The sequence below is a fragment of the Arthrobacter sp. Y81 genome (genome assembly GCF_002929335.1).
Lineage (GTDB): Bacteria > Actinomycetota > Actinomycetes > Actinomycetales > Micrococcaceae > Arthrobacter.
Map to the genome: position 1 here is coordinate 14,827 of NZ_PJIL01000014.1, position 23,153 is coordinate 37,979.

The 23,153-nt window shown below is 66.0% G+C and carries 24 protein-coding genes; 10 read left to right on the top strand and 14 right to left on the bottom strand.

The window, feature by feature from the left end; translation table 11 throughout:
- On the top strand, positions 1 to 972 hold the full coding sequence (locus CXQ91_RS17185; RefSeq protein WP_146072372.1) for a hypothetical protein: 972 nt from the start codon (positions 1 to 3) through the stop codon (positions 970 to 972).
- Here CXQ91_RS17185 and CXQ91_RS17190 read toward each other — a convergent pair.
- On the bottom strand, positions 890 to 1,345 hold the full coding sequence (locus CXQ91_RS17190) for an Lrp/AsnC family transcriptional regulator (protein ID WP_104175119.1): 456 nt from the start codon (positions 1,343 to 1,345) through the stop codon (positions 890 to 892). The genes CXQ91_RS17185 and CXQ91_RS17190 overlap by 83 nt on opposite strands.
- A gap of 104 nt (positions 1,346 to 1,449) precedes the next feature.
- Between CXQ91_RS17190 and CXQ91_RS17195 the strand changes: the two genes are divergently transcribed.
- On the top strand, positions 1,450 to 2,100 hold the full coding sequence (locus CXQ91_RS17195) for a LysE family translocator (protein ID WP_104175120.1): 651 nt from the start codon (positions 1,450 to 1,452) through the stop codon (positions 2,098 to 2,100).
- 16 nt (positions 2,101 to 2,116) lie between these two features.
- Here the strand turns inward: CXQ91_RS17195 and CXQ91_RS17200 are convergent, their stop codons facing one another.
- From CXQ91_RS17200 to CXQ91_RS17225, 6 genes are all read right to left on the bottom strand, one after another.
- Positions 2,117 to 2,476 carry a nuclear transport factor 2 family protein gene (locus CXQ91_RS17200; RefSeq protein ID WP_104175213.1) on the bottom strand — a complete coding sequence of 120 codons (360 nt, stop codon included), beginning with the start codon at positions 2,474 to 2,476 and terminating at the stop codon, positions 2,117 to 2,119.
- A 59-nt stretch (positions 2,477 to 2,535) separates the two neighbouring features.
- Positions 2,536 to 3,501 (bottom strand): hypothetical protein, encoded by a 966-nt coding sequence (locus tag CXQ91_RS17205; protein WP_104175121.1) that lies wholly within the window; start codon positions 3,499 to 3,501, stop codon positions 2,536 to 2,538.
- A 42-nt stretch (positions 3,502 to 3,543) separates the two neighbouring features.
- Positions 3,544 to 4,044, bottom strand: a complete 501-nt coding sequence (locus CXQ91_RS17210; protein WP_104175122.1) for a DUF456 domain-containing protein — start codon at positions 4,042 to 4,044, stop codon at positions 3,544 to 3,546.
- Between the two features lie 144 nt (positions 4,045 to 4,188).
- The gene (locus CXQ91_RS17215) at positions 4,189 to 5,409 is read right to left on the bottom strand and encodes an NADP-dependent malic enzyme (RefSeq protein ID WP_374953672.1); all 1,221 of its coding nucleotides are present in this window, start codon (positions 5,407 to 5,409) and stop codon (positions 4,189 to 4,191) included.
- Positions 5,410 to 5,713: 304 nt separating this feature from the next.
- Complete coding sequence (locus tag CXQ91_RS17220) at positions 5,714 to 6,289, bottom strand: TetR/AcrR family transcriptional regulator (RefSeq protein ID WP_104175123.1); 576 nt, start codon at positions 6,287 to 6,289, stop codon at positions 5,714 to 5,716.
- Between the two features lie 149 nt (positions 6,290 to 6,438).
- On the bottom strand, positions 6,439 to 7,755 hold the full coding sequence (locus CXQ91_RS17225) for an MFS transporter (RefSeq protein WP_104175124.1): 1,317 nt from the start codon (positions 7,753 to 7,755) through the stop codon (positions 6,439 to 6,441).
- 98 nt (positions 7,756 to 7,853) lie between these two features.
- On the opposite strand from CXQ91_RS17225, the gene rraA reads away from it, so the two are divergent.
- From rraA to CXQ91_RS17240, 3 genes are all read left to right on the top strand, one after another.
- A complete protein-coding gene (gene rraA / locus CXQ91_RS17230) occupies positions 7,854 to 8,384 on the top strand; it encodes a ribonuclease E activity regulator RraA (protein WP_258074067.1) in 531 nt (176 codons plus the stop codon).
- A 104-nt stretch (positions 8,385 to 8,488) separates the two neighbouring features.
- Positions 8,489 to 10,153 carry an MDR family MFS transporter gene (locus CXQ91_RS17235; protein ID WP_104175125.1) on the top strand — a complete coding sequence of 555 codons (1,665 nt, stop codon included), beginning with the start codon at positions 8,489 to 8,491 and terminating at the stop codon, positions 10,151 to 10,153.
- Positions 10,154 to 10,430: 277 nt separating this feature from the next.
- A complete protein-coding gene (locus CXQ91_RS17240; protein ID WP_104175126.1) occupies positions 10,431 to 11,870 on the top strand; it encodes a sugar porter family MFS transporter in 1,440 nt (479 codons plus the stop codon).
- 7 nt (positions 11,871 to 11,877) lie between these two features.
- On the opposite strand, the gene CXQ91_RS17245 is transcribed toward CXQ91_RS17240, so the two are convergent.
- The 6 genes from CXQ91_RS17245 to CXQ91_RS17270 form a co-directional block, all read right to left on the bottom strand.
- A complete protein-coding gene (locus tag CXQ91_RS17245; RefSeq protein WP_104175127.1) occupies positions 11,878 to 12,918 on the bottom strand; it encodes an MFS transporter in 1,041 nt (346 codons plus the stop codon).
- Positions 12,919 to 12,943: 25 nt separating this feature from the next.
- Positions 12,944 to 13,393 carry a MarR family winged helix-turn-helix transcriptional regulator gene (locus CXQ91_RS17250; RefSeq protein WP_258074068.1) on the bottom strand — a complete coding sequence of 150 codons (450 nt, stop codon included), beginning with the start codon at positions 13,391 to 13,393 and terminating at the stop codon, positions 12,944 to 12,946.
- A gap of 61 nt (positions 13,394 to 13,454) precedes the next feature.
- On the bottom strand, positions 13,455 to 13,976 hold the full coding sequence (locus CXQ91_RS17255; RefSeq protein ID WP_374953673.1) for a GNAT family N-acetyltransferase: 522 nt from the start codon (positions 13,974 to 13,976) through the stop codon (positions 13,455 to 13,457).
- A 183-nt stretch (positions 13,977 to 14,159) separates the two neighbouring features.
- The gene (locus CXQ91_RS17260; protein ID WP_104175129.1) at positions 14,160 to 15,314 is read right to left on the bottom strand and encodes a mannitol-1-phosphate 5-dehydrogenase; all 1,155 of its coding nucleotides are present in this window, start codon (positions 15,312 to 15,314) and stop codon (positions 14,160 to 14,162) included.
- Positions 15,314 to 17,269, bottom strand: coding sequence for a PTS mannitol transporter subunit IICBA (locus CXQ91_RS17265; protein WP_104175130.1), 1,956 nt, complete (start codon positions 17,267 to 17,269; stop codon positions 15,314 to 15,316). Before CXQ91_RS17265 ends, CXQ91_RS17260 begins: the two co-directional genes overlap by 1 nt.
- Positions 17,270 to 17,326: 57 nt before the next feature.
- Complete coding sequence (locus tag CXQ91_RS17270) at positions 17,327 to 18,052, bottom strand: TetR/AcrR family transcriptional regulator (RefSeq protein ID WP_104175131.1); 726 nt, start codon at positions 18,050 to 18,052, stop codon at positions 17,327 to 17,329.
- A 164-nt stretch (positions 18,053 to 18,216) separates the two neighbouring features.
- On the opposite strand from CXQ91_RS17270, the gene ptsP reads away from it, so the two are divergent.
- Genes ptsP through CXQ91_RS17285 form a run of 3 tightly spaced genes read left to right on the top strand, consistent with a single transcriptional unit; the run spans position 18,217 to position 21,162 of the window.
- Positions 18,217 to 19,902 carry a phosphoenolpyruvate--protein phosphotransferase gene (gene ptsP / locus CXQ91_RS17275; RefSeq protein WP_104175132.1) on the top strand — a complete coding sequence of 562 codons (1,686 nt, stop codon included), beginning with the start codon at positions 18,217 to 18,219 and terminating at the stop codon, positions 19,900 to 19,902.
- 38 nt (positions 19,903 to 19,940) lie between these two features.
- Positions 19,941 to 20,219 (top strand): HPr family phosphocarrier protein, encoded by a 279-nt coding sequence (locus tag CXQ91_RS17280; protein WP_104175133.1) that lies wholly within the window; start codon positions 19,941 to 19,943, stop codon positions 20,217 to 20,219.
- 58 nt (positions 20,220 to 20,277) lie between these two features.
- Entirely contained in the window at positions 20,278 to 21,162 is an 885-nt protein-coding gene (locus CXQ91_RS17285; RefSeq protein ID WP_104175217.1) for an SDR family NAD(P)-dependent oxidoreductase, read from the top strand.
- A 36-nt stretch (positions 21,163 to 21,198) separates the two neighbouring features.
- On the opposite strand, the gene CXQ91_RS17290 is transcribed toward CXQ91_RS17285, so the two are convergent.
- Positions 21,199 to 22,191, bottom strand: coding sequence for an SAM-dependent methyltransferase (locus CXQ91_RS17290; protein ID WP_181038932.1), 993 nt, complete (start codon positions 22,189 to 22,191; stop codon positions 21,199 to 21,201).
- Positions 22,192 to 22,391: 200 nt separating this feature from the next.
- On the opposite strand from CXQ91_RS17290, the gene CXQ91_RS17295 reads away from it, so the two are divergent.
- Entirely contained in the window at positions 22,392 to 22,781 is a 390-nt protein-coding gene (locus tag CXQ91_RS17295) for a helix-turn-helix domain-containing protein (protein WP_104175135.1), read from the top strand.
- 99 nt (positions 22,782 to 22,880) lie between these two features.
- Positions 22,881 to 23,153 (top strand): hypothetical protein, encoded by a 273-nt coding sequence (locus CXQ91_RS17300; protein WP_104175136.1) that lies wholly within the window; start codon positions 22,881 to 22,883, stop codon positions 23,151 to 23,153.

Here is a 23,153-nt window from a genome sequence, read left to right on the forward strand (position 1 = left end):
GTGAGCCGCGGAACAAAGGCAATCTCAACCGGGCGGGCGGAATCCGCGCGCCGTGGTGTGCAGGCGGCGGCCGGCATCCTTGCCGGGGTGGCGGTGCTGGCCGGGGCAGCTTGCCTGCTCACCATTCCGGCGCTCGGCTATGCCCCGAAAAACCCCTGGGCCGGGGCCATCCTCTACATCCTGGCCCCTGGCCTTCTTATTCCGTTCGCGCTCTTTCTGACCAGTCGGGCCGCTGGCGGTTCGTGGATAGATGCCGACGGCGAATGGGTCCGCCCTACCGGCAAGACCCTCATTCTCCGGCTGGCTGTTTCGGGCCCGCTACTACTCCTGGCGCTTGCGGCCACGTTGGCAGGGTTGGCCCCATTTGCGGACTTCATGCCGGGCGGCTGGCACAACGCCGGCAACTGGGCACTCGGCGCTTTCGCTGCTCTGCTGATCCTGGCCATCCTCATTGCAGCGGTGGCAGGCGCGGCGATCGTGGGCGGCTGGAAGGGCGTTCCGGCGGGTGCGCTGTTCACTGCCGGCTTTTGCTCCATCTCGACCTATGCACTGACTGACGATGGCTCGTGGGAAATTGCCGCTTATGGACTGCTGGCGGCCTCCGTGGCGTGGTTCTACGCAGTCGGGGCGGAGACAGGGTGGCTAACGGATTTCCACCGCATCGTCCTTAGCCATTGGCTCACCGGCATAGCCAGTGCGGCAGCCCTGGCCATCGGGCTGTGGTTCCCGGCAGTCCGGGCGGCTGCGTCCTCGCGGCCTGGCTCCCATTACAGCTCCCACGCACTCAGGGCGCCGCAGTCCTGCCGGTCCTGGGCCGGGACCGGACGCGCACCAAACCGCCTGAGCGGCCGGGGAAACGGAAACCCCGGCAGAAAGGGCCCCGGCGCGGCTAGACCGGTGGGCCGGCGTTCGATTTCAGGTTCTTCATCACCAGCGTTGACGTCAACCGCTCCACTCCGGGCAGCGAGGTGAGCTCGGCGTCGTAGAAGCGCTGGTACGCCGGCAGGTCCTCAGCGATCACCTTCAGGAGATAATCCGGCGAGCCGAACAGCCGCTGCGCCTCCACGATGTTGGGATTGTCCGCCACCCGGCTCTCAAAGATCTCCATGGTGGGCCTGTCCACCTGCCGCAGCGTGACGAAAACGATCGCCTCGAATCCGAGACCGACGGCGGACGGGTCGATGTCCGCGCGGTAGCCCCGAATCACCCCGGACGACTCCAGGTCGCGCAGCCTCCGGTGGCACGGCGCCACCGTCAATCCCACCTTTGCGGCCAGTGCGGTGGCCGTCATCCGACCGTCCTCTTTAAGGTGGCGCAAAATATTCCTGTCAATATGGTCAATCACGCAATTATCTTACCCTTTGGGCGCATTTCCTGAGTAAATCAGGGAACACTTGTGGCGGCATTTTCCCTAGAGTTTCTCCTATCAGTACACCCTAGGAGGCCGCCATGAATTCCCAGTTATTCCTCGCCTTCCTGGTGGTTGCAGGCGCCCTGGCCTGCACGCCGGGCGTGGACTGGGCCTACTCCATTGCGGCGGGCCTGAAACAGCGAAGCTTCGTCCCCGCAGTAGCCGGCCTCTGCGGTGGCTACGTCCTGCACACGGCGCTGATGGTGGCCGGGCTGGCCGCCTTGCTCGCCGGCCTGCCGGGCGTCCTCGGCTGGCTGACCGTGGCCGGCTCGGCTTACCTGCTGTGGCTGGGCTTCGGCACCATCCGGTCATGGCGCGGCGCCACCTTCACCGCCGAGGTGACTTCGCCGGCATCTTCCACCCAGTTCCGCAGCTTCCTCCAGGGCGTGGGCACGAGCGGGATCAACCCCAAGGGGCTGCTGTTCTTCGTGGCGCTGGTTCCGCAGTTCGTCAGCCCGGAAGCGGCACTGCCCGTTCCGGTGCAGTCCGGGCTGCTGGGCCTGACGTTCGTCCTGCTGGCAGGCCTCGTGTACACCTGCGTGGCACTGCTCTCCCGAAAGCTGCTGCATTCGCGTCCCGGGGCTGCCCGGAGGGTGACGCTTGCCAGCGGGATCATCATGATGGCACTGGGGACCGTACTGCTGTCCGAGCAGCTGTTTCCTGTGGTGGCCGTGCTCGCCTGGCAGTAGCGCCTGCCGGCGGCGGTCAAGGCCTGCGTTCCATAAACCATTCAGTGAAGGCCGCGGCCCGGCCGTCCGGTGCGAGCCGGACAACCCAGAGGTTCTCGTAGCTGGGGCGGTCCCCCAGATACGTGGTGCGCCCCTGGACAAAGTGCAGGTCGCCGTCCGCGCCGAGCGGCTCCCACTCGAAGGTCCACTCCTCGGGCTCATCCGCCTCAGTCAGCCAGTGCTCCACGATCTGTCCGTGCCCGCGCCACGCGTCCGGGTCGTAAGGCCGGGTGGCATAGACCGCGTCCTCCGTGAAGAGCGCCCGGATGTCGTCCGGCTTGTTGGTGGTCCACGCCGTGATGTACTTTTCCATCCACTGCCTGATTGCATCGCTCATTGGTCCGTTGTACCGCGGCCCGCCACCGCCCACAAGAGCCTGTTCCCGGTCCGGCAGGGTCATTCCCGGTCCAGCTGCTTCCATTCCTGTTCCCAGAGCCTGCGCTCTTCAACGTCCTTGCGGATGACTTCGAAAGTTTCGAGTTCCGCCGGCCGGCCCCGCAGCCAGTCGCGCGGGTTGAGGGATTTGCGGCCGTTGTCCAGCACCAGGAGGGCGCGGTCGGTCAGGGCGTCATTCCGGAGGGCCAAGTCGGTCTTCCGGCGCCGCAGTACCTCCTTCAGCGCCTGCTGCGCGGAAGTGTGGGCCCCGAGCCTGCGGAGCGAACGCGCCCGGATCAGCAGCAGCGCGGCGGAGAGGTCATCGGCATTCAGCAGCCCTTCCGTCCAGACCACCACTTCCTTGTCCCGGCCGATAGCGTGCGCCAGGGAGCACCGCGCAAGGGCCGCCGGCAGCGACGGCGGCAGCGAGGCCACGGTTTGCAGCGCCGCCTCAAGGTGGCCGGTCTCCCGCAACGAGTGCGAAAGCGCCAGGAACACCGCTTCCTCGCTGAACAGCACCGGAACGTCGATGCGCTCGGCAACTTCGACCCTGGTGACCACCCGCATCAGGTAGCTGGACGCGAACTGGTTGGCGTCGTCGTCGTTCCTGGTGGTGAGGCCGCGCTGGAGCAGCTCCGCGGCACGCAGGTAGCCGCCCTGCTTGTAGGCGAGCAGCCCGGCCATCACGTAGCAAAGCCCGGCCCACCCGGGGTAGTCACGGCCTGTGGCGATCAGTCGGTTGGGATCGGTGTTGTGGAAGATTGCGTCGTACACGGCCCTGGCGGTCTTCCCGGGAAGCCGTTTGAGCCTCGGGAGGGGGCCATCCACGCTGAGGAGCGCACTGCCGCGGCCGCCCAGGGCGCTGTGCAGGATTCCGCCCACGCCGTCGGCGATGTCACGCACCGATGTGCGGACCTGCGCGTTGCCGAACGGGGTGAGGTCACGGTTGTCGCGATAGATCGGTCCTGAGGTCTGTCCGGCGCTCATCCTTCCATGCTAGTGGTGCCCGCTTGGCAGCCGCTGGGAGGGTTAGCTGACCGCGGCCACCCAGACGCCGATCACCCAGGTGCTGGCGGCAAGGCAGGCCAGGCCGAACTCCACCAGCATGCCCAGCCCGGTGGCCTTGAGGGCCGCCCAGCTGGTGGTCACGGCGGTCCTGAAATCACGCGTGCGGTGCGATTCGCTGAGCAGCAAGCCGGCGGCGAAGCCCACAAAGAGTCCCACCACGGGGATGAGGAACATGCCCGCCACGCCAAAGACCAGACCCACCACCACGCTGCGGCTGGGGATCCGGTGTTCCCTGAGCTTGCGTCCCGTGAGCACGGCGCTGGCGGCCATTCCCGCCAGCACAAACGCCAGGCCCACGCCGAACACCACCCAGCCGGCGGTCCCGGCGCCGCCCCAGATTGCCCAGGCCAGCAGGCTGAGTCCAATGAGGATGCTGCCGGGCAGCACGGGGATAACGGTGCCGGCCACGCCCACCAGGATGGCCAGGCCGCAGAGGACGGTCACGAGGATCTCGGGGTTCATGCCCCTCAGTCTAGGGTTCCACCAAGGACATCACGCCTTCAAAGGCAGCGACACTTAACGGCAACGACGCTTAAAACAACAACGGCGGCGCCTCCCCAGCACGGGAGGCGCCGCCGTCGAACTTCCTGGCGGATTAGTCCGCAGTTACTCCGCTTCGACCGCTGCGGCCACGGCGGCGGAAACAGCCGGCGCCACGCGCGGGTCCAGCGGGCTGGGCACGATGTAGTCGGCGGACAGCTCCGGTTCGGCCAGTTCAGCAATGGCGCGGGCGGCGGCAAGCTTCATGGCGGGGGTGATCCGGCGGGCACCGGCGTCCAGCGCGCCGCGGAAGATTCCCGGGAAGGCCAGCACGTTGTTGATCTGGTTGGGGAAATCGCTGCGTCCCGTGGCCACCACTGCGGCGTAGCGGGAGGCAACCTCCGGGAGGACTTCGGGGTCCGGGTTGGACAGTGCGAACACGATGGAGCTGTGGTTCATGAGCTTCAGGTGTTCCTCGGCTAGCTGGGAGGAGGAGACGCCGATGAACACGTCGGCACCGAGCAGCGCCTCGCCGGGTCCGCCGGTGATGCCGCGGGGGTTGCTGCGCTGCGCCATCTGCGCCTTCTTGCTGGAGGCGTCGGCGGCGATGTCCGCACGGTCCTTGTTGATAACGCCGCGCGAGTCGAGCAGGACAACGTCCTGGATGCCTGCGGTGAGCAGGATTTCGGCGACGGCGATGCCCGCGGCACCCGCACCGGAGACCACCACACGGAGTCCTTCAAGTTCGCGGCCAGTCACCTTGGCGGCGCCGGTCAGCGCGGCCAGGACCACGACGGCGGTGCCGTGCTGGTCATCGTGCATGACCGGGCAGTCCAGGGCCTCGATGAGCTTTTCTTCGAGCTCGAAGCAGCGCGGCGCGGAGATGTCCTCCAGGTTCACGGCGCCGAAGCTGGGGCGCAGGCGGACCAGGGTCTCAATGATTTCGTCCACGTCGGTGGTGTTGAGGACCAGCGGGATGGAGTCAAGGTCGCCGAAGGACTTGAACAGGGCGGATTTGCCCTCCATGACGGGCAGGGACGCGCTGGGGCCGATGTTGCCGAGGCCCAGCACTGCGGTGCCGTCGCTGACCACAACAACCAATCGCTGGGCCCAGGTGAGGGTCTTGGCAAGTTCGGGGTCGGCGTGGATGGCGCGGCTGACCTGGGCAACGCCCGGAGTGTAGGCAATGGAAAGATCGCGCTTGCTGGCGAGCGGGACCGTGCTGGAGATGGACAGCTTGCCGCCCTGATGGGCTTCGAAGATCTCCTGGTCCGTCAGCACGGTGGACTCGGTGGAAGCGGTACCGGCGGAAAGGCTGTCATCGGGAGTGATGATTTCAATGGACACGTCGTTGTCTCCTGGGGCTAGCCGTGGGCGCACGGCTCAATGAAGCTCAAGCACATAGGAGGCTCAAGATGGGCAGGCTGGAAATTCTGCGGCCCAATGGATGGCGGGACCGCCGTGAAGCTCCTGCAAGGTACGGGCTGCTAACCACTCCGGTTCTTCAATGGTAAACAGGCGGGCGGCGGGCGAATGGACACTGGGCCGACCACCGCTCGTGATAAATCGTTTATTCAGCATTTCAAGTGATCCACATCACTAAGAATGACCCCAAAAGCACGTCTAATGGTCTAGACCGGTTACGTGCCTGCTAGCACCGGGTGAGGAGCGAGCACGCTTTCTTCAGGTCTTCTTCGGCTTCGAAGAGCGACAGCCGGCGGCAGCGGACTGCCTGCACCAGGCCGGAGACGGTCAGCAGCAGCACCCGGGACTTGGCGGCGTCACCGCTTGCCACGGTGACGGCCTGCTCGGCAAGGACGTCGATCTCCCGCAGGAGGACGGTGGTGTCCTTCCCCTTCGCGTAAACGCACTGGCTCAGGCACTGCTCCACCGCCGGCTGCATCAGCCGCATGTGGAAAATCTCCATCACCACGCCTGCCAGGGTATGGACGCGGCTGCCGCCGGTCTCCGGCCAGCTTCCGACCTGAAGTTCGCCCAACTGCTTCCGGAACAGCCCCAGCATCAGGTGGGTGGCGGAAGGAAAATACCGGTACAGGGTCCCCAGCGGCACATTGGCCTTGGCGGACACCTCGGAAAGGCTCACGGAATCCAGCCCTTTACGGGCGAATCCGGCGGCGGCGTCCAGGATCCGGGCATAGCGGATCTGTTGTCTGGGCAGGGTCGGCGGCGCAGCCATGGGTGGAAGATCTGAATTGAGTTCAAGCATCAGCAGCGTTCCGGGAGTGGGTTTCGTATAGCGGTCAGGCGGATCCCCATCACAGCACTGCCGCAGCAATTCGAGTCCACTATACGGCACCGGTCCTGGCGCCCATTAGTCAAAACGATGTCTGCCCGGACCGCTGCGAACCACCTTCTTCAGTCCACGCCCTTGATCTTCACCACGAACACGGCGCCCAGCAGCCCGATCACCGCGGCGGCCACATACAGCGAAACGTAGCCGCCCCACAGGGTGACGAACGGGAACGCGATGAGGGGCGCCAGAACCTGCGGCAGCGAGTTGGCGATGTTGATGACGCCGAGGTCCTTGCCGCGGTCCAGTGCGCTCGGAAGCACTTGTGTGATGAGGGCAAAGTCCACGGCAAGGTAGGCGCCGAACCCGATCCCCAGCACCGAGGCGCCGGCAATTGCGCCGGCCCAGGTCGGCGCAAAGGCGAGGATCAGGGACGCGACGGCGATGATCACCGACGAGGCGATGACCAGCGGCTTCCGCTTGCCCATGCGGTCGCTGAGCGGGCCGCCGATCACGCTGGTGATGATCACCATCACCGCGTACAGGCCGGTCAGGATCAGCACGCCGAAGGCCGGCTCGATTCCCTGCGTCTCCTTCAGGTGGACCGCATCCGACAGGAAGAACAGCAGGTACAGGGTGACCATGTGGTTGCCGATGTTCACCAGCAGCCGGGTCAGCCAGGCCCACGCGAAGTCCGGATACAGAACGGGCGAAATCCAGAATCCCCGGGCGAAGCCCGCAAGGCTGAACGGCGGGCGAGCCCCGGCGGGAAGCGCCACGTCGTCGCTTTTGAAGAAGTACAGCGCGACGCCGGCAACCAGCGCCGCTGCGCAGACCAGGTAGCCCACGCCGAAGTTCCCGCTGACGACGGCGGCGATCACCGCGCCGATCAGGATCCCCACCGTCTGCCCCATGGCGGCGAGACCGCCCACGGCGCCGCGCTGCGGCACGGGCACACGGTCCGGGATGGCGGCGGTGATGGCGGCATACGCCCCGTTGCAGCCCGCCTGCACGAAGCACCAAAGGATGGTCATGACGGCAACGTTGGGGGCGCCCGCCAGGGCGATCAGGGCAGCCGCACCCAGGATGGCACCGAAGACCACCCAGGGAACCCGGCGGCCCAACCGTGACGTGGTGCGGTCGCTGAAGGCACCGAACAGCGGGTTGGCCACGAGGGAGACAGCGGCTCCGGCTCCGGTGACGAGCGCCAGGATGGCTTCCTTGTCGCCCTCGCTGAAGTGCGCTGCCTGCTGTCCGAGCAGGACCTGGATGGGGCCGAAGAACGCCGCATTGATGCCCACGTTCACGAGCACCACGCCGGTGGTCCAGAGCGGACGGACGCGCCGCTCCGGTTCGGCGAGCGCCGTCGTCGAACTTCCTCCCCGGGATGCGGCCACAACGGAAGGTTCCGGGACGTTCCCCGGCAGGTCGGACAGGCTCATTGCGGCTCCCCCAAGGAACTGATGATTGGTGTGCTTTCAGACTATCGTGGGCAACACAGCCCGTACCGGGTTGTCCACAACCATTCCGAGGAGGACCCATGACCGCTTCGCCTGCAGATTCCCCCGCAGACACCCCCGACAACCTCGACGTCGACGAGAGCCGCCGCATCAATACTGCAGATCTTTACGACGAGCGGGGCGAGGAACTCGATTCCATCGCGCTCCAGTTCCAGTCCCTGGGCGGGCTGTCGCACTTCAGCGGGCCGGTCCGCACCATCCGGTGCCTTGAGGACAACGCGCTGGTCAAGTCCACCCTGGGCACTCCGGGCGACGGCGCCGTGCTGGTCGTGGACGGTGCCGGTTCGCTGCGAACAGCGCTCATGGGGGACATGATCGCCGCGAGCGCCGTGGCCAACGGCTGGGCCGGCGTCGTGATCAACGGTGCCGTCCGGGACCGCGAGGTCCTGGCCGACCTGCCGCTTGGGGTTAAGGCGCTGGGCAGCAACCCGCGCAAGAGCGCCAAGGAGGGCGCCGGCGAGACGGATGTGGAACTGGAGATTGACGGCGTGACGGTGCGTCCCGGTGCCATGATCTGGTGCGATCCGGACGGGATCCTGGTGGAGCGCTGACGTAAATTCCTCATTTCGGAGGGCCGGGGGAACAAATCGCAAAGTAAGATAGTTACTGAAAGCAACTATCAAGCTTAATTCCCCTTCTTCGTAATGGAGCAGTCATGTCCAAAACCGCCGCCGGGCCCGTAGCCGGGGACGTCCTGACGAAGCGTCAGACCATCACAGTGATGGTCGGTCTCATGCTCGGCATGTTCCTCTCGTCGCTGGACCAGACCATCGTGTCCACGTCGATCTACACCATCGCCAACGACCTCGACGGGCTCTCGCTGCAGGCATGGGCCACCACGGCGTACCTCATCACCTCCACGGTGAGCACCCCGCTGTACGGCAAGCTCAGCGACATCTTCGGACGCCGCCCGCTTTACCTGGCCGCCATCGTGATCTTCCTGGCCGGATCCCTGTACGCAGGATCGGTGCACTCGATGACCGAACTGGCCATCGCGCGCGGCATCCAGGGCATGGGCGCCGGCGGCCTGCTGGCCCTCGCGCTGACCATCATCGGCGACATTGTGGCACTGAAGGACCGGGCCAAGTTCCAGGGCTACTTCATGTCGGTCTTCGGGATCTCCTCCGTGCTGGGCCCGGTGGTGGGCGGCGCTTTCGCCGGCTCCGCGAACATCCTGGGCTTCGACGGCTGGCGCTGGGTGTTCTTCATCAACCTGCCAATCGGCCTGGCTGCCCTGGCCGTTGTGTTCCTCTACCTGCACCTGCCCGCCAAGCACGTGAAACAGAAGATCGACTACTGGGGCGCGGCCGCCATCACGCTGGCCATCGTTCCGCTGCTCCTGGTCGCTGAACAGGGCCGCAGTTGGGGCTGGACCTCGGCGGCGTCCCTGCTGTGCATCGGCTTGGGCGTCGTGGGCATCATCGCGTTCCTGCTGGCCGAGAAGCGCGCCGGCGACTACGCCCTGATCCCGCTCCGGCTCTTCCGGAACCTCACCTTCGGACTGTCCTCGCTGCTGAACTTCATCATCGGCATCGGCATGTTCGGCGCCATCGCGATGCTCCCGATGTATCTCCAGCTGGTCAAAGGCCTCACCCCCACCGAAGCCGGCCTGATGATGATCACCTTCACGGTGGGCATCCTCACCGGTTCCATCACCGCCGGACGGACCATCTCGGCGTCGGGCACCTACCGGATCTTCCCCATCCTGGGCACGGCGGTACTGACCGCCGCCGCCACCGTGATGGGCTTCTCGCTGGGCGTGGACACCGGGCTCTGGGTGCCGGGCGTCATCGCCGTGTTCTTCGGCCTGGGCCTGGGCTTCTGCATGCAACCGCTCACGCTGGCCATGCAGGTTTCCGTTCCGCCCAAGGACATGGGCGTGGGCACGTCCTCGGCCGCGTTCTTCCGGTCCATGGGCGGCGCAGTGGGCACAGCGGTCTTCATCTCACTGCTCTTCAGCATGGCAGCGGACCTCATCGCCACGGGCATGAAGGACGCCATGCAGAACGCCGACTACCTGAAGGTCCTCAAGGACCCCGCGGTGGCCGCCGACCCCGCCAACGCCAAGCTCTACGAGTTCTTCCAGAACGGCGCCACCAACGATTCCCTCAACGACACCAGCTGGCTGCACACGGCAAACAGCACGCTGACCCGCCCCATCACCGAGGGCTTCGCGCAGTCGATCGACGCCGTAATGCTCACCGCGGCCGTGCTCACCGGGGTCGCCTTCCTGATCAGCTTCGCGCTGCCGAACAAGAAGCTGACGGACCCGAAGGCTACTGCTCAGGGAGCACAATCAGAAACGGTGGCCGCGCACTAAGTGACCACGTTCGCCCACGTCACGGGAGGCAGTCTCTTAGGCTGCCTCCCGTTGTCATCTCCGGCTGTTCTCCGGCTGTGTTCTCCGGCTGTGTTTCCCGGCTGTGTTTCCCGCTGGCGGATACCCGCCGTCGTCGGCCTGCGTCCCTAAGTGGAACCTCACAGCGTGAAGTGGCACACTGTTTAGCGCGTGTGCGCCGGCCAGCAGGGCCGGTTCCGTGGTCAACGATGTCCGCACAGCTAAAAACCCAACGCAGCAAGAATCCCGAGGGAGATCCATGTCCACATCCAGCACCGAAGGCCGCCCAGGCGTTCCCCGCAAGGTGATCGGCCTCGCAATCGCGGGAGCGGTGGGCGGGTTCCTCTTCGGCTTTGATTCCTCCGTTGTCAATGGGGCGGTGGACGCCATCAAGGACGAATTCGCCCTGAGCGAGGCCGTCACCGGCTTCGCCGTGGCCGTCGCGCTCCTCGGCTGCGCCGCCGGCGCCTTCCTGGCGGGCAAGGTGGCCGACAAGTACGGCCGCATCCCGGCCATGAAGCTCGGGGCCGTCCTCTTCCTCGTCAGCGCTGTCGGCACCGGCTTCGCCTTCGGCGTCTGGGACCTGATCTTCTGGCGCCTGGTGGGCGGCCTCGGCATCGGCTTGGCCTCTGTCATTGCCCCCGCCTACATCTCCGAGATCTCGCCGCGGCACGTTCGCGGCCGGCTCGCGTCGCTCCAGCAGCTCGCCATCACCACGGGTATTTTTGCCGCCCTCCTCTCCGACGCCCTGTTCGCCACCACCGCCGGCGGGGCGGACCAGGCGCTCTGGCTCGGCATCGAAGCGTGGCGCTGGATGTTCCTCGCCGGCGCCGTACCCGCTGTCGTCTACGGCTGGATCGCTTACACCCTGCCCGAATCGCCGCGCTTCCTGGTCTTCAAGGGCAAGGAGGACGAGGCTCGCAAGGTGTTCGAAACGATCGCCCCGTCCGAGGACACCGACCGCCACATCCGCGAAATCCAGTCCGCCATCGAGGAGGACAAGCTCGCCGGCCAGAAGGGCTCGCTCCGCGGCAAGGTCTTTGGCCTGCAGGCCGTGGTGTGGATCGGCATCACGCTGTCCGTGCTGCAGCAGTTCGTGGGCATCAACGTGATCTTCTACTACTCCACCACCCTGTGGAAGGCCGTGGGCTTCCAGGAGAAGGACTCGCTCACCATTTCGGTGGCCACGTCCATCACCAACATCCTGGTCACGCTCGTGGCCATTGCGCTGGTGGACCGCATCGGCCGGCGCCCCATCCTGCTGGCAGGCTCCATCGGCATGGCTGTATCGCTCGGTGCCATGGCCCTGGCGTTCGCCTCCGCCAACGGATCCGGTGAGGAAATCTCGCTGCCCGGCGCCTGGGGGCCTGTTGCCCTGGTGGCCGCCAACGTCTTCGTGATCAGCTTCGGCGCCTCCTGGGGGCCGCTGGTGTGGGTGCTGCTGGGCGAGATCTTCCCGTCCCGGATCCGCGCCCGCGCCCTGGGCCTGGCCGCGGCTGCCCAGTGGATCGCCAACTTCGCCATCACCCTGAGCTTCCCCGTGATGGCGGCAGCCTCGCTGCCGCTGACGTACGCCATGTACGCGGCGTTCGCGGCGGCGTCGTTCTTCTTCGTAATGTTCAAGGTGCCGGAAACCAACGGCATGTCACTGGAGCAGGCGGAGACGCTGTTCGTGCCGAAGGGGACCGTCAAGGTCTAGGCTCTGGTCAGACCACGTGGGGTTCGTGGTCTGCCAGGAAGCGTCTGCCGCCGAAGGCTATTGCGATGGCGACAACCATGGCCAGCGCCCCGGCGAAGAACGGGACCTGCGGACCGAAGTGCTCACCGAGCTGCGCGGCGGCGAACGGGGCCAGGGCGCCGCCCATCCAGCGCACGAAGTTGTAGCCGGCCGACGCCACCGGGCGCGGCGAGTTGGAGACGCCCATGGCCAGTTCCGTGTAGACCGTGTTGTTGATTCCCAGCAGCGCCCCGGAGACCACCACCAGGACGACGACGGCGGGCACCGAGTGCCCGGCTGCCAGTCCCAGCCCAGCCAGGTCCAGCATCAGGACGGCCAGCGTACCGATCAGCACCCGGGTGGCGCCGAAGCGGTTCTGCAGGACGGGCGCCACGAAGACGGAGAAGACCGCGACGGCCACGCCCCAGCCGAAGAACACCCCGCCAATGCCGTAGGCGTCCATGCCCAGGATGAACGGCGTGAAGGCGAGGATGGTGAAAAAGCCGAAGTTGTAGAACAGGCCGCTGGCCGCCGTCGTCCGCAGTCCCTTGTGCCCCAAAGCCAGTAGCGGGTCGCGGAACCGGACCTTCCGCTCGGGCAGCGGGGTTTTGGGCAACAACGCGATGAGCGCGACGAAGGCTGCCGCCATGAGCATGATCGCCGTTCCGGCGCCGCCGCTTGCCACGCTGCCGGACAGACCGGAAAGCGAGGCGAAGACCACGATCACGGCCAGGCCGATGAGCAGGGTCTTCTTGCCGCCGATCCGGGAGGACACGTAGCCGGTGATCAGCATGGCCACCGCAGTGACCAGGAAGTAGCTCGTAAACAGGAGCGAGACCTGGCTGGGCGTGGCGTCCAGGTTCTTGGCGATCGCCGGGAGGATCGGATCCACCAGGCCGATGCCCATGAACGCGAACACCGCGGCCAGGGCTGTGGCCCATACGGCCTTCGGCTGCTTGAGCAGGGAGGCCTTTTCGACCTCGAGGGTTTCTTCTACTGCTGGCCGCGTGGCGGCGAGCTGGCCTTCCATAGGGGGCACTCCTAAGTCTTGGGTATCAGTTGTGAAGTGTGCCGTTGATTTTTTCGATCACGGGCAGGGCCGCGGCGAGGGCCCGCCGCTCGCTGTCGCTAAGCGTCATCAGGATTTCCGCCATCACGGCGTTGCGCCGCTCGTTGGCGGTGTCGACGGCGGCACGGCCTTCCGTGGTCAGCACAACCCGGACGGCGCGGGAATCGTGGGGGTCCGGGTCGCGGCGCACGAGTCCGACTTTCTCCAGCTTGATGATCTGCTCGGTGGCGCTGGGCACCTTGACGCCCAGGTTCCGGGCGATCTCGCCGACGCGGACGCCGTCATGGAGCAGCATCTTCAGCGTGCTGAGCTGCGCGGCGCTGAGTTCGCCGTCCGCGTCGAGGCGGCGGACCAGGTAAACACTGTGGCGGAGCGCTTCGCGGAAATCCTGGGCGAGGCCCTGCAGCGCGGCAGGCATTGGCTGGGGTTGACTCATAGTTAGGTAGCCTAACAGTTAGGATACCTAAGAGTCAAAGGCCTTCCTGCTTTCGACGCAGCTAGAGCGTTAGCTTCATGCCTTCGTGGCTGGCTGCGAAGCCCAGGCGTTCGTAGAAGCGGTGGGCGTCCTTGCGGGATTTGTCGGTGGTGAGCTGCATCAGCGAGCATCCCCGGCGGCGCGACTCCCCGGCAGCCCACGTGACCATGGCGGCGCCGATCCCGAGGCCGCGCACCTGTGCCGCAACCCGGACGGCCTCGATCTGGCTGCGCCAGGAACCGCGACGGGAAAGGCCCGGCAGGAAGCTGAGCTGGAACGTGGCCACGACCTGCCCGGCGGCCTCGCCTTCCCGAAGGAGCTCGCCCACCGCCAAGAGATGGGCGGGGTCGGCGTCGATCGCTTCGAAGGCCCGCTCGTACGGTGCCATGTCCGAGGTGTCCTCGCGGTTTGCACCCAGCCGGTCGTCAGCGAGGAGCTCCAGGATTCGGGGCAGGTCGGCCCGCGTCGCCGGCCGGAGGCGGAACGTCCCGCCGTCGACGTCGAGAGTCAGCAGGGCGGGCAGGTCACGTTGCTCGGAGGTCACCGGACCAGCTTGCCACAGCCGCACCCTCTCTCACTTCCTGCGATAAAAACCCCAACGCTCTCTCAGTTTTCGCACGAAAAACCCCAACGCTCTCTCACTTCATTCAGTGAGAGAGCGTTGGGGTAAATCCGACAGGATCTGAGAGAGCGTCGCCCAAAAACCGGCAGGAAGTGAGAGAGCGTCCTAGGCTTTGGCCTCCGCCTTGGCCTCTTCCACCAGTGACTCGACGGCGGCGAACAGCGGGTGCCCGGGCGTCAGGCCCGTTACCTTCTCGGTCGCTTCCGCCGCGGTGGACGACGCCACGATCTTAGCCAGCTCGGTCGCTTCGGCGTCCGCGGGATCGTTGAAGCGCAGTGCGGCCGCAATGGCTCCCAGCAGCGCTTCGGGCACGATTCCGCGTTCGGCCAGCTCTGCCGCCGGGCCGATGAACCGTTCGTGCCGGCCGAGCTTGCGCAGAGGCGCCCGGCCAACGCGGTTCACGGTGTCCGGCAGGTGCGGGTTGGTGAAGCGGCCCAGGATCTTCTCGACGTAGGCTTCCTGCTCATCGCGGTTGAAACCGTGCTTGTGGATCAGCAGTTCCTTGGTCTCGTCCAGGACGGCGCGCACATCGGCGGCGACATCCTGGTCGGCCATGGCCTCCGAAATCTTGCCGAGGCCTGCCTCGAACCCGAAGTAGGCTGCCGCGGCGTGCCCGGTGTTCACCGTGAAGAGCTTCCGCTCGATGTAGGGCGCCAGGTTGTCCACGAACGTCGCGCCGGGGATGACCGGCACCGCATCCCCGAACGGCGTACGGTCAATGACCCACTCGTAGAAGGTCTCCACAGTGACATCCAGGCCCTTGCCCGGCTCCTGGTTGGGGACGATCCGGTCCACAGCCGTGTTCGCGAAAACGGCCACGGACTCGAGCTCGCCGGCGGCGGTATCCCACTGCGCCGCCACTTCGTCCCGCAGGATGTCCGTGGCGTTGATGGCGTTCTCGCACGCCATCACCTGCAGCGGTGCCAGCCCGGCGGCTCGTGCGGCGATGCCCTTCGCGATCACCGGGGCCACGAACTTCAGGATGTGCGGACCCACCGCGGTGGTGACCACGTCCGCCGTCGCGATTTCCGCCACGACGTCCGCTTCCTGGGTGCCGGAGTTCAGCGCCCGGAAGTTGTCCACGGTCCGGACCGTGGGGTCCTCCCCCACCTCGTGGACGTCGTAGCTGTCTGCGGCGGCGAGCTGCGAGATCAGATCTTCAGCGACGTCGGCAAACACGAGCTCGTAGCCTGCCTGGTGCAGCAGCAGTCCCACAAAGCCGCGGCCGATGTTCCCGGCCCCAAAATGAACAGCCTTCACTATGCGTTGACCTTCCCGAACAGTTCCAGTACTTCGTCCACCGTGGTGGCGGCCTCAAGCTGGGCCACCTGGGCCTTGTTGGTGAAGACCTTCGCGATGGAGGACAGGATGTGCAGGTGCTCGTTGTTAATGCCGGCGACGCCAACCACGAACTTGACCTCCTTGCCGTTCCAGTCGATGCCGTTCGGGTAGCGGATCACGGACACGGCGGACTTCATGATGTGGTCCTTCGCAGCGTTGGTGCCGTGCGGTATGGCCAGGAAGCTGCCCATGTACGTGGACACGGATTCCTCGCGTTCGTGCATGGCATCGATGTAGCCGCCGTCCACGGCGCCGCAGTCCAGCAGCAGCCGGCCCGCTTCGTCGATGGCCGCGTCGCGGGTGGTTGCCGTGCCGTTGAGGATCACGCTGTCAGCCACCAGGATGTCCGACGGCGGGGCGGCCTCAGCAGGCGCCGCGGCCGCAGGCGCCGCAGCGGCTCCGGCGTCAGCAGCTCCTTCGGTATTGCTGCTCTTGACCAGCTCCACGATCTCGTCATAGCGCGGGCTGTTCATGAAGTTGTCCACGGACACATGCACGGCACTGGCCGTGGCGGGCTTTGCCCGCTCGGTCAGGTCCTGGTGCGTGATGACAACATCGTAGGTGTCGCTCAGGTTGGCGATGGCGGAGTTCGTGACCTTGACCTCCGGGAAGCCGGCGGCCTTGATCTTGTTGCGCAGCACCGAGGCACCCATGGCGCTGGAACCCATGCCGGCGTCGCACGCGAACACGATGTTCCGGATGGGACCTGCCATGACGGCGGTGGCCGCACCTGCGCCGGTCAGGGCGGAGGAAACGGAGCTCTTCTTGCCCTTCATGGATTCCATCCGGGAGGTAGCGGCACTGAGGCTGTCCTCCTCGGTTTCACCCACGGGGGTCTTGCTGGACTTCAGGATCACCGAGGCGATGAGGAAGGAGACTGTGGCGGCGAGCAGCACCGAAAGCGCCACTCCGAAGTAGCTGTCACTGGCTGTCGCGGCAAACACGGCGATGATGCTGCCCGGGGCCGCCGGGGAACGCAGGCCGGCGCCTGTGAGCACCAAAGTGAAGATGCCGGTCATGCCGCCGCCGATCGCGGCGAGGATGATGATGGGCTTCATCAGCACGAACGGGAAGTAAATTTCGTGGATGCCGCCCACGAACTGGATGAGCGCGGCGCCAGGGGCCGACGCCTTGGCCAGGCCCTTGCCAAAGAACATGTACGCAAGCAGGATGCCGACGCCGGGGCCGGGGTTGGCTTCGAGCAGGAACAGGATGGACTTACCGTTGGCCAGGGCCTGTTCCGTGCCCAGCGGCGTCAGGATGCCATGGTTGACGGCGTTGTTCAGGAACAGCACCTTGGCCGGTTCGATGAAGATGCTGGTGAATGGCAGCAGACCGTTGGTGACCAGGAATTCGACGACGGCGCTGGCGCCGTTGCTGAAGGCCTTCACTACCGGGCCGATCACCAGCATGCCCACGATGGCCATGGCGGCTGCCACGATGCCCGCGGTGAAGTTGTCGATCAGCATCTCGAAGCCGGGCTTGACCCGGCCTTCCCAGATCCTGTCCAGCTTCTTCATGATCCAGGCCGTCAGCGGCCCCATGATCATGGCACCGATGAACATGGGGATGTCAGTACCCATAATCACGCCCATTGTCGCGACTGCGCCCACAACGCCGCCGCGGACGCCGTGGACAATCCGGCCACCGGTGAAGCCGATTAGGAGGGGCAGGAGGTAGGTGATCATTGGCCCAACGAGCTTGGCCAGTTCCTCATTGGGAGTAAAGCCAGCCGGAATGAAGAAGGCCGTGATGATGCCCCAGGCGATGAAGGCCCCCATATTGGGCATAATCATGCCGGACAGGAACGTCCCGAACCTCTGGACGTGAACCCGCATGCTTGTGCGGGGTTTTGCAACTGTCTCTGTTGCCATGTGATTTCCTAACCGTGATTCCTGCTGCACCGCAGGATGGTCCGATATTTTCGACGACTAGCTGGTGGAGCTGGTGGAGATCCGGTGGAGCCATTCGAGAAAGAGCTTGAGTTCCGAGCTGGAAAGCTGGTCCGAGTGCGATGCCTGGAGTGCGGCGTTCAGGGCGATCGCTGCCACCACCACCGACGACTTTCCCGAGTCTTCCGGAGTGCCGCTGGCCTGCTCCGTGGACACCGCGAAGATCATGGCGTCCCGGGTCATGGTGGACAGTTCAAGGTTGCGTTCGGCGGCAGGCTCGGCGATGAGCATGAGCGTCACGCCAACGTTCGCCGCCAGGATGCTCCTGGCCGCTTCACGCGGCTGGACGTTCAGCTGACCTGCCACAGCCGCTTTGTTCAGCATTTCCTCCATGAGCGCCTCGGCATCGGCAACGATGGCCGGGCGGCTCTCAGGGCGAATGTTGCCAAACATGACCAGGTACAGTTCCGGCTGGTTCAGCCCGAACTGGACGTGGTTGTCCCACATCCGCCGGATATCTTCCAGCGGCTGCCCGGACGGGGCGAAGTCGCGTTCCCCTGCCACATACTCTTCGAAACCTGCTGTTACGACGGCGTCGAACAGCCCTTCCTTGTCACCGAAGTGGTGATACAGGGTAGGGGCGGTCACCCCTGCCAGCTGCGTGATCTGGCGGGTGGATACCGACGCTCCCGCTGAGTTGGCCAGCAACTCGGCTGCTGCACGCAACAGCCTCATTTTGGGCGGTAGCTGGCCATCGAAACTCATAACCGCTACCCTATCATCTATAGCAACGCTATATGAACTGCATCACATACAATTTTTTCAGGCACCGCAAAACACCGTCGGGACGTAGCAGTCGCGGCGATCTGGGCAATCGCCCAGGCAACGAATGGCGGGGCCTGCTTACCGGCAGAGAATGAGGACCTTCAGTGCAGAACTTCCCAGGAGTAGGCGTCAGCCCCGGCCGCATCATCGGCAACGTCCGCCAAATGCCCAAACCGATCAGCGAACCGCCGGCAGGCGAACAGCTGTCCGCCGGCGTCACGCCCGAGGACGCAACGGCAGCGCTCAAAGCAGCCTCCCAGGCCGTCCACGACGAACTGAAGGGCCGCGCCGCACACGCCACCGGAGACGGCAAGGCCGTCCTGGAAGCCACGGCGCTGATGGCCAAGGACACCATGCTGATCAAGGGCGCAGCCAAACTCGTGGCCCGCGGCCTCTCGACCGAGCGCGCCATCTGGGAATCCGGATCCTCCGTTTCTGAAATGCTTCACAACCTGGGCGGCTACATGGCCGAACGCGCCACCGACGTCCTGGACGTCCGCGCCCGCATTGTGGCGGAACTTCGCGGCGTCGCTGCGCCCGGCATTCCCTCCTCCAGCACGCCCTTTGTGCTCGTGGCCGAGGACCTGGCGCCGGCCGACACCGCAACCCTCGACCCGAACAAGGTCCTGGCACTCGTCACTGCGGGCGGCGGCCCCCAGTCCCACACCGCCATCATTGCGCGTTCGCTTGGCTTGCCTGCGGTGGTGGCTGCCGTGGGCGTGGACGAGCTCCCGGACGGCACGGAGGTCTACGTGGACGGCGCCGCGGGCACCATCACGTCTGATCCCGACGACTCGCTGCGTGCCGCAGCGGATGCCTGGGCGGCCACGGCTTCCCTGCTGGCCGAGTTCAGCGGCACGGGCACGACGGCGGACGGTCACCTGGTGCCCCTCCTCGCCAACGTTGGCGGCGGCAAGGACGCGGTGGCGGCCGCCAAGCTGGGCGCCCAGGGCGTGGGCCTGTTCCGCACCGAATTCTGCTTCCTGGAACGGGACTCCGAGCCCACCGTGGAGGAACAGGCCGCGGCCTACAAGAGCGTATTTGATGCGTTCCCTGGCAAGAAGGTGGTTCTGCGCACCCTCGATGCCGGCGCCGACAAGCCCCTTCCCTTCCTTACCGACTCCACGGAGCCCAACCCGGCTCTGGGCGTCCGCGGCTACCGCACGGACTTCACCACGCCCGGCGTCCTGGACCGCCAACTGGAAGCCATCGCCCTGGCCGAGAAACAGTCCGAAGCAGACGTGTGGGTCATGGCTCCGATGATCTCGACGGCGGAAGAAGCGGCCCGGTTCGCCTCCATGTGCGCCGACGCCGGCATCAAGACCCCCGGCGTGATGGTGGAAGTCCCGTCCGCAGCGCTGACAGCCGAGGCCATCCTGCGCGAAGTGGGCTTCGCCAGCCTGGGCACCAACGACCTCACCCAGTACGCCATGGCCGCCGACCGTCAGCTAGGTCCGCTGGCGGCACTCAACACTCCGTGGCAGCCGGCCGTGCTCCGCCTTGTCGGCCTCACCGTCGAAGGGTCACGGGCCGAAGGTCACAACAAGCCCGTTGGCGTCTGCGGCGAGGCAGCGGCGGACCCCGCCCTCGCCGTCGTACTGACCGGCCTCGGCGTTACCACCCTGTCCATGACCGCACGCTCGCTCGCGGCCGTGGCCGCGGTGCTCAAGACCGTCACCCTGGCCGAAGCGCAGCAACTGGCCAAGCTGGCCCTCTCCGCACCGAGCGCCACCGAGGCCCGGGCCTGGGTGCGCGAAAAGCTGCCCGTACTCAACGAACTCGGCCTCTAACCGCCGCCGCCCACCGCCGAAACCCATCAGGAGAAGTAATGCCCGAACGTACCGCAACCATCGCCAGCCGCTCCGGACTCCATGCCCGCCCTGCCGCACTATTCGCCGAAGCGGCAGGCAATGCCGGCGTTGAGGTCACCATTTCCATGCAGGGCGAACCCGCGGACGAGGCCCTCGACGCCGCCAGCATCCTTTCGCTCATGACGCTGGGGGCGGCCAAGGGAGACGTCGTGGTGCTGCGGGCCGACGGCGACGGCGCCGACCAGGCGCTGGATGCGTTGGTCACCCTTTTGGAGACCGACCTCGACGCCGAATAGCGCGGCGGCCGGGAAGAGGGCGCGGCAGTGAACGCGGAAGGCTGAGGCGATGGCTTCCATGGACGGAACCGTGGCGCTGGTGACAGGCGCGGCGAGCGGCCTGGGAAATGCTGTGGCAACCGGCCTTGCGCGCGAAGGCGCCTTGGTCGTGGTGGTCGGGCGCTCCACAGCGCGGGCGGAAGAGGCGATAAAGGGCATTCGCCTGCTCGTCCCTGCCGCCCTGCTTGAGCCACTGGCCTGTGACCTCTCAGTCCAGTCCTCGATCCGTACGGCGGCGGCTGAGTTCCTGTCCCGCCATGACAGGCTGGACGTGCTCGTCAACGCAGCGGGTGTGTTTCGCAAGGAGCGCCAGGTGACCCCCGACGGGCTCGAACTGACCTTCGCCACCAACGTGATGGCCTACTTCCTGCTGACCAACCTCCTGCTGGACGCGCTCAAACACGCCGCCGTCACAGGAGGATCCACGGGGACTGCGGACCGGCCGGCCGCGCCGGCGCGCACGCCCCGCATCGTGAATATCGCATCCAAATACGGCAACACCAAACTCCACTTCGACGACCTCCAAACTGCGAAAGGGCGGTATAGCTACCTACGCTCAACGCCGCCCACCATGCTGGCCCGCGTTCTCCTCACCCAAGAGTTCGCTGAGCGCCTGCGCGGCTCGGACGTGGTGGCGAATGCCGTCCACCCGGGACTGGTGAAGAACACGTCGTTGCTGCAAGACGTCGGGGGCCCTTTCCGCTGGATCACGAACACCTTCGGTGCACCGGCCGAGAAGGCGGCCGACACAGCGCTCTGGCTCGCCACCTCAAGGGAAGCAGGGGCGGTCTCCGGAAAGCTCTGGGCAAAGCGCAGGGAGCTCCCCACACCCGGCATGGGATCGGACTCCGAAGTCCGCACTCGGCTGTGGGACGAATGCTCGCATCTGGCCGGGCTACCGTGAAATTGTGCCAGGTCCGGCGGAACGGGAACCAGGAACTCAGGGCTGGGCCGGTTGGCCGACGGTGGCCGTAACGAATCCGGCCGGGGATTGCCGCCGTCGGGTTTCGGACCCGAAGTTGCGGTGCTCCTCAAGGTTCAAGCCGAAGGCTGCCACGAATTCCGTGGCGCTGTCTCTGGCCGGAGGCGTGTTGTCGATCCCGAAAGTGAGCGGCTCTCCCACGAACTTCGCCGCGGCACGGGCGTAGCGCATGAAGGGCGATCGGGACGCGATGGTGTCGGCGGAGAAGTAGTCAAAGGCGACGACGCTGCCTGGAGCTGTCCCGGCGATCCGGCGAAGCGTGTCCTCCACGGATGCACGGTCCAGATACATGGTTACCGCTTCCCAGAGGAAGAACGCGCGTCTGGCCGGGTCGAAGCCAGCCGCGACGAGCCTCTCGAACCAGTCCTCGGCCTGAAAGTCGGTGGACACGTACGTGGACAGGTGTGTTGAGAGGCCCGCCTTCTTCAACATCCTGAGCTTGAATGCCTGCGTTGCGGGCCGATCGATCTCGAAGCACCGCACGTGGTCTTCCGGGGACAGACGGTAGACACGGGTGTCGAAGCCGGCGCCGAGGATGACGAGCTGGTTGATGGTTGGGAGGTGCCGGCCCAGGGCCGCGTCGTAGAAGCTTGTCCGCGCTGTTTGCTGATGGCGCACCGGGGGCTCGCCCTTGTACGGGTAGCGGTAGATTCGGGGAACGTAGCCGGTCAGGAGATGGCCCGCCATAGTGGGGGCGGTCTCCAGGCGGAAGGCTGTCCGGGAAACATTGGGCATCACCATCAACAGCCGGGCGGCGGGCTCATCCGGCCTCGTCCCCAGCCGGTGCTGCATGTAGCGGGTGTAGAGCGAAGCGAGCAGGGTCGCCGATACAGCAGTCTGCCGGCTATAGACGAGCAGCTTCGGGACGCCCCACAGATAAGCCACGATCCCCACCGGCAGGAGTGCCACCTGGATCACGCGAAACAAGGCAGCCGCACGCAGAACGGACATACCGCGCATTTCCCGCATTCGCCCCGCTCCCTCCACGCGCCCGGGTTTATGCTCCTCCGGTCGGCACCGCCGGTCAACTAGTTGAGCCTGGGCGCCGCGTTCGCACCGACCAGATGATTACTGCCAATGGGCCGTGCATTCTTCGCGTGCTGCGGCTGCGGTCGCGCCTTCGACGGCGGTGCGGGCGTTAGGATTTCCGCATGGCATTGATTGCTCCCCGCGTGACGGCCGGGCTCCCCGGCGACGAAGCCCTGAAACTGAAGCATGCGCTCAACGGCAGCCACGACATCACCGTGTTTGTGGACGGCACGGTTCACCGGCTGCCGCCCCAGGCGCGGGACGCCGTCGTGGACCTCCTGAGCCGGTTCAGCCGCGGCGAAGCGGTGACCGTCAGCAGCGTTGAGGAAGTGCTCACCACTTCCCAGGCCGCGGAGCTTGCCGGAATCTCGCACACGTACCTTCGCAATATGACGGACCGCGGCGAAATTCCGGTGGAGTACCGCGGTACGCACCGGCGGATCCGGTTGGCTGCCATCATGGAATGGCTGGAGACGCAGAAGGCGTCCGACGGCCGCGGCGAGCAGGTTTGATTTAGCGTGGGTACGCAATTTGTGAAGCAGTGATAAGGATCAAGCAACGATCCCGGGTAACCGCCAAAAGCCCCCAAAGGCCGGGGTTACCCTTTATTTGTGGGTAAGTTCAGAGGGTGGCACATCGTGGCGGGGTTCGCCGCCATGCTGCTGACTGCCGCCCTCGGAACGGCCATGGGCCTGAACAACACTGCCGCCTTTATGGCCAGCTGCGTGGCCTTCGTCGCGGTCTCCAAGGGCATGGAAAGCCACCTTGCCAAGCGCCGCCGGGAAGCTGCCGCCCGCCTTCCGGGGCAAAGCCAGGGGCAAAACCAGGGCGATTCAGCCAGGGCACTTGACGCCGACAAGTCCGAGCGCGACGGCAGGGCCTGA

Bases quoted from the DNA above. Each gene is read 5' to 3' on its own strand.
- CXQ91_RS17195 (WP_104175120.1), top strand. From the start codon at position 1,450: ATGAATTCCCAGTTATTCCTCGCCTTCCTGGTGGTTGCAGGCGCCCTG.
- CXQ91_RS17200 (WP_104175213.1), bottom strand. From the start codon at position 2,476: ATGAGCGATGCAATCAGGCAGTGGATGGAAAAGTACATCACGGCGTGG.
- CXQ91_RS17205 (WP_104175121.1), bottom strand. From the start codon at position 3,501: ATGAGCGCCGGACAGACCTCAGGACCGATCTATCGCGACAACCGTGAC.
- CXQ91_RS17210 (WP_104175122.1), bottom strand. From the start codon at position 4,044: ATGAACCCCGAGATCCTCGTGACCGTCCTCTGCGGCCTGGCCATCCTG.
- CXQ91_RS17220 (WP_104175123.1), bottom strand. From the start codon at position 6,289: ATGCTTGAACTCAATTCAGATCTTCCACCCATGGCTGCGCCGCCGACC.
- CXQ91_RS17225 (WP_104175124.1), bottom strand. From the start codon at position 7,755: ATGAGCCTGTCCGACCTGCCGGGGAACGTCCCGGAACCTTCCGTTGTG.
- rraA (WP_258074067.1), top strand. From the start codon at position 7,854: ATGACCGCTTCGCCTGCAGATTCCCCCGCAGACACCCCCGACAACCTC.
- CXQ91_RS17235 (WP_104175125.1), top strand. From the start codon at position 8,489: ATGTCCAAAACCGCCGCCGGGCCCGTAGCCGGGGACGTCCTGACGAAG.
- CXQ91_RS17240 (WP_104175126.1), top strand. From the start codon at position 10,431: ATGTCCACATCCAGCACCGAAGGCCGCCCAGGCGTTCCCCGCAAGGTG.
- CXQ91_RS17245 (WP_104175127.1), bottom strand. From the start codon at position 12,918: ATGGAAGGCCAGCTCGCCGCCACGCGGCCAGCAGTAGAAGAAACCCTC.
- CXQ91_RS17250 (WP_258074068.1), bottom strand. From the start codon at position 13,393: ATGAGTCAACCCCAGCCAATGCCTGCCGCGCTGCAGGGCCTCGCCCAG.
- CXQ91_RS17265 (WP_104175130.1), bottom strand. From the start codon at position 17,269: ATGGCAACAGAGACAGTTGCAAAACCCCGCACAAGCATGCGGGTTCAC.
- CXQ91_RS17270 (WP_104175131.1), bottom strand. From the start codon at position 18,052: ATGAGTTTCGATGGCCAGCTACCGCCCAAAATGAGGCTGTTGCGTGCA.
- CXQ91_RS17280 (WP_104175133.1), top strand. From the start codon at position 19,941: ATGCCCGAACGTACCGCAACCATCGCCAGCCGCTCCGGACTCCATGCC.
- CXQ91_RS17285 (WP_104175217.1), top strand. From the start codon at position 20,278: ATGGACGGAACCGTGGCGCTGGTGACAGGCGCGGCGAGCGGCCTGGGA.
- CXQ91_RS17290 (WP_181038932.1), bottom strand. From the start codon at position 22,191: ATGTCCGTTCTGCGTGCGGCTGCCTTGTTTCGCGTGATCCAGGTGGCA.
- CXQ91_RS17295 (WP_104175135.1), top strand. From the start codon at position 22,392: ATGGCATTGATTGCTCCCCGCGTGACGGCCGGGCTCCCCGGCGACGAA.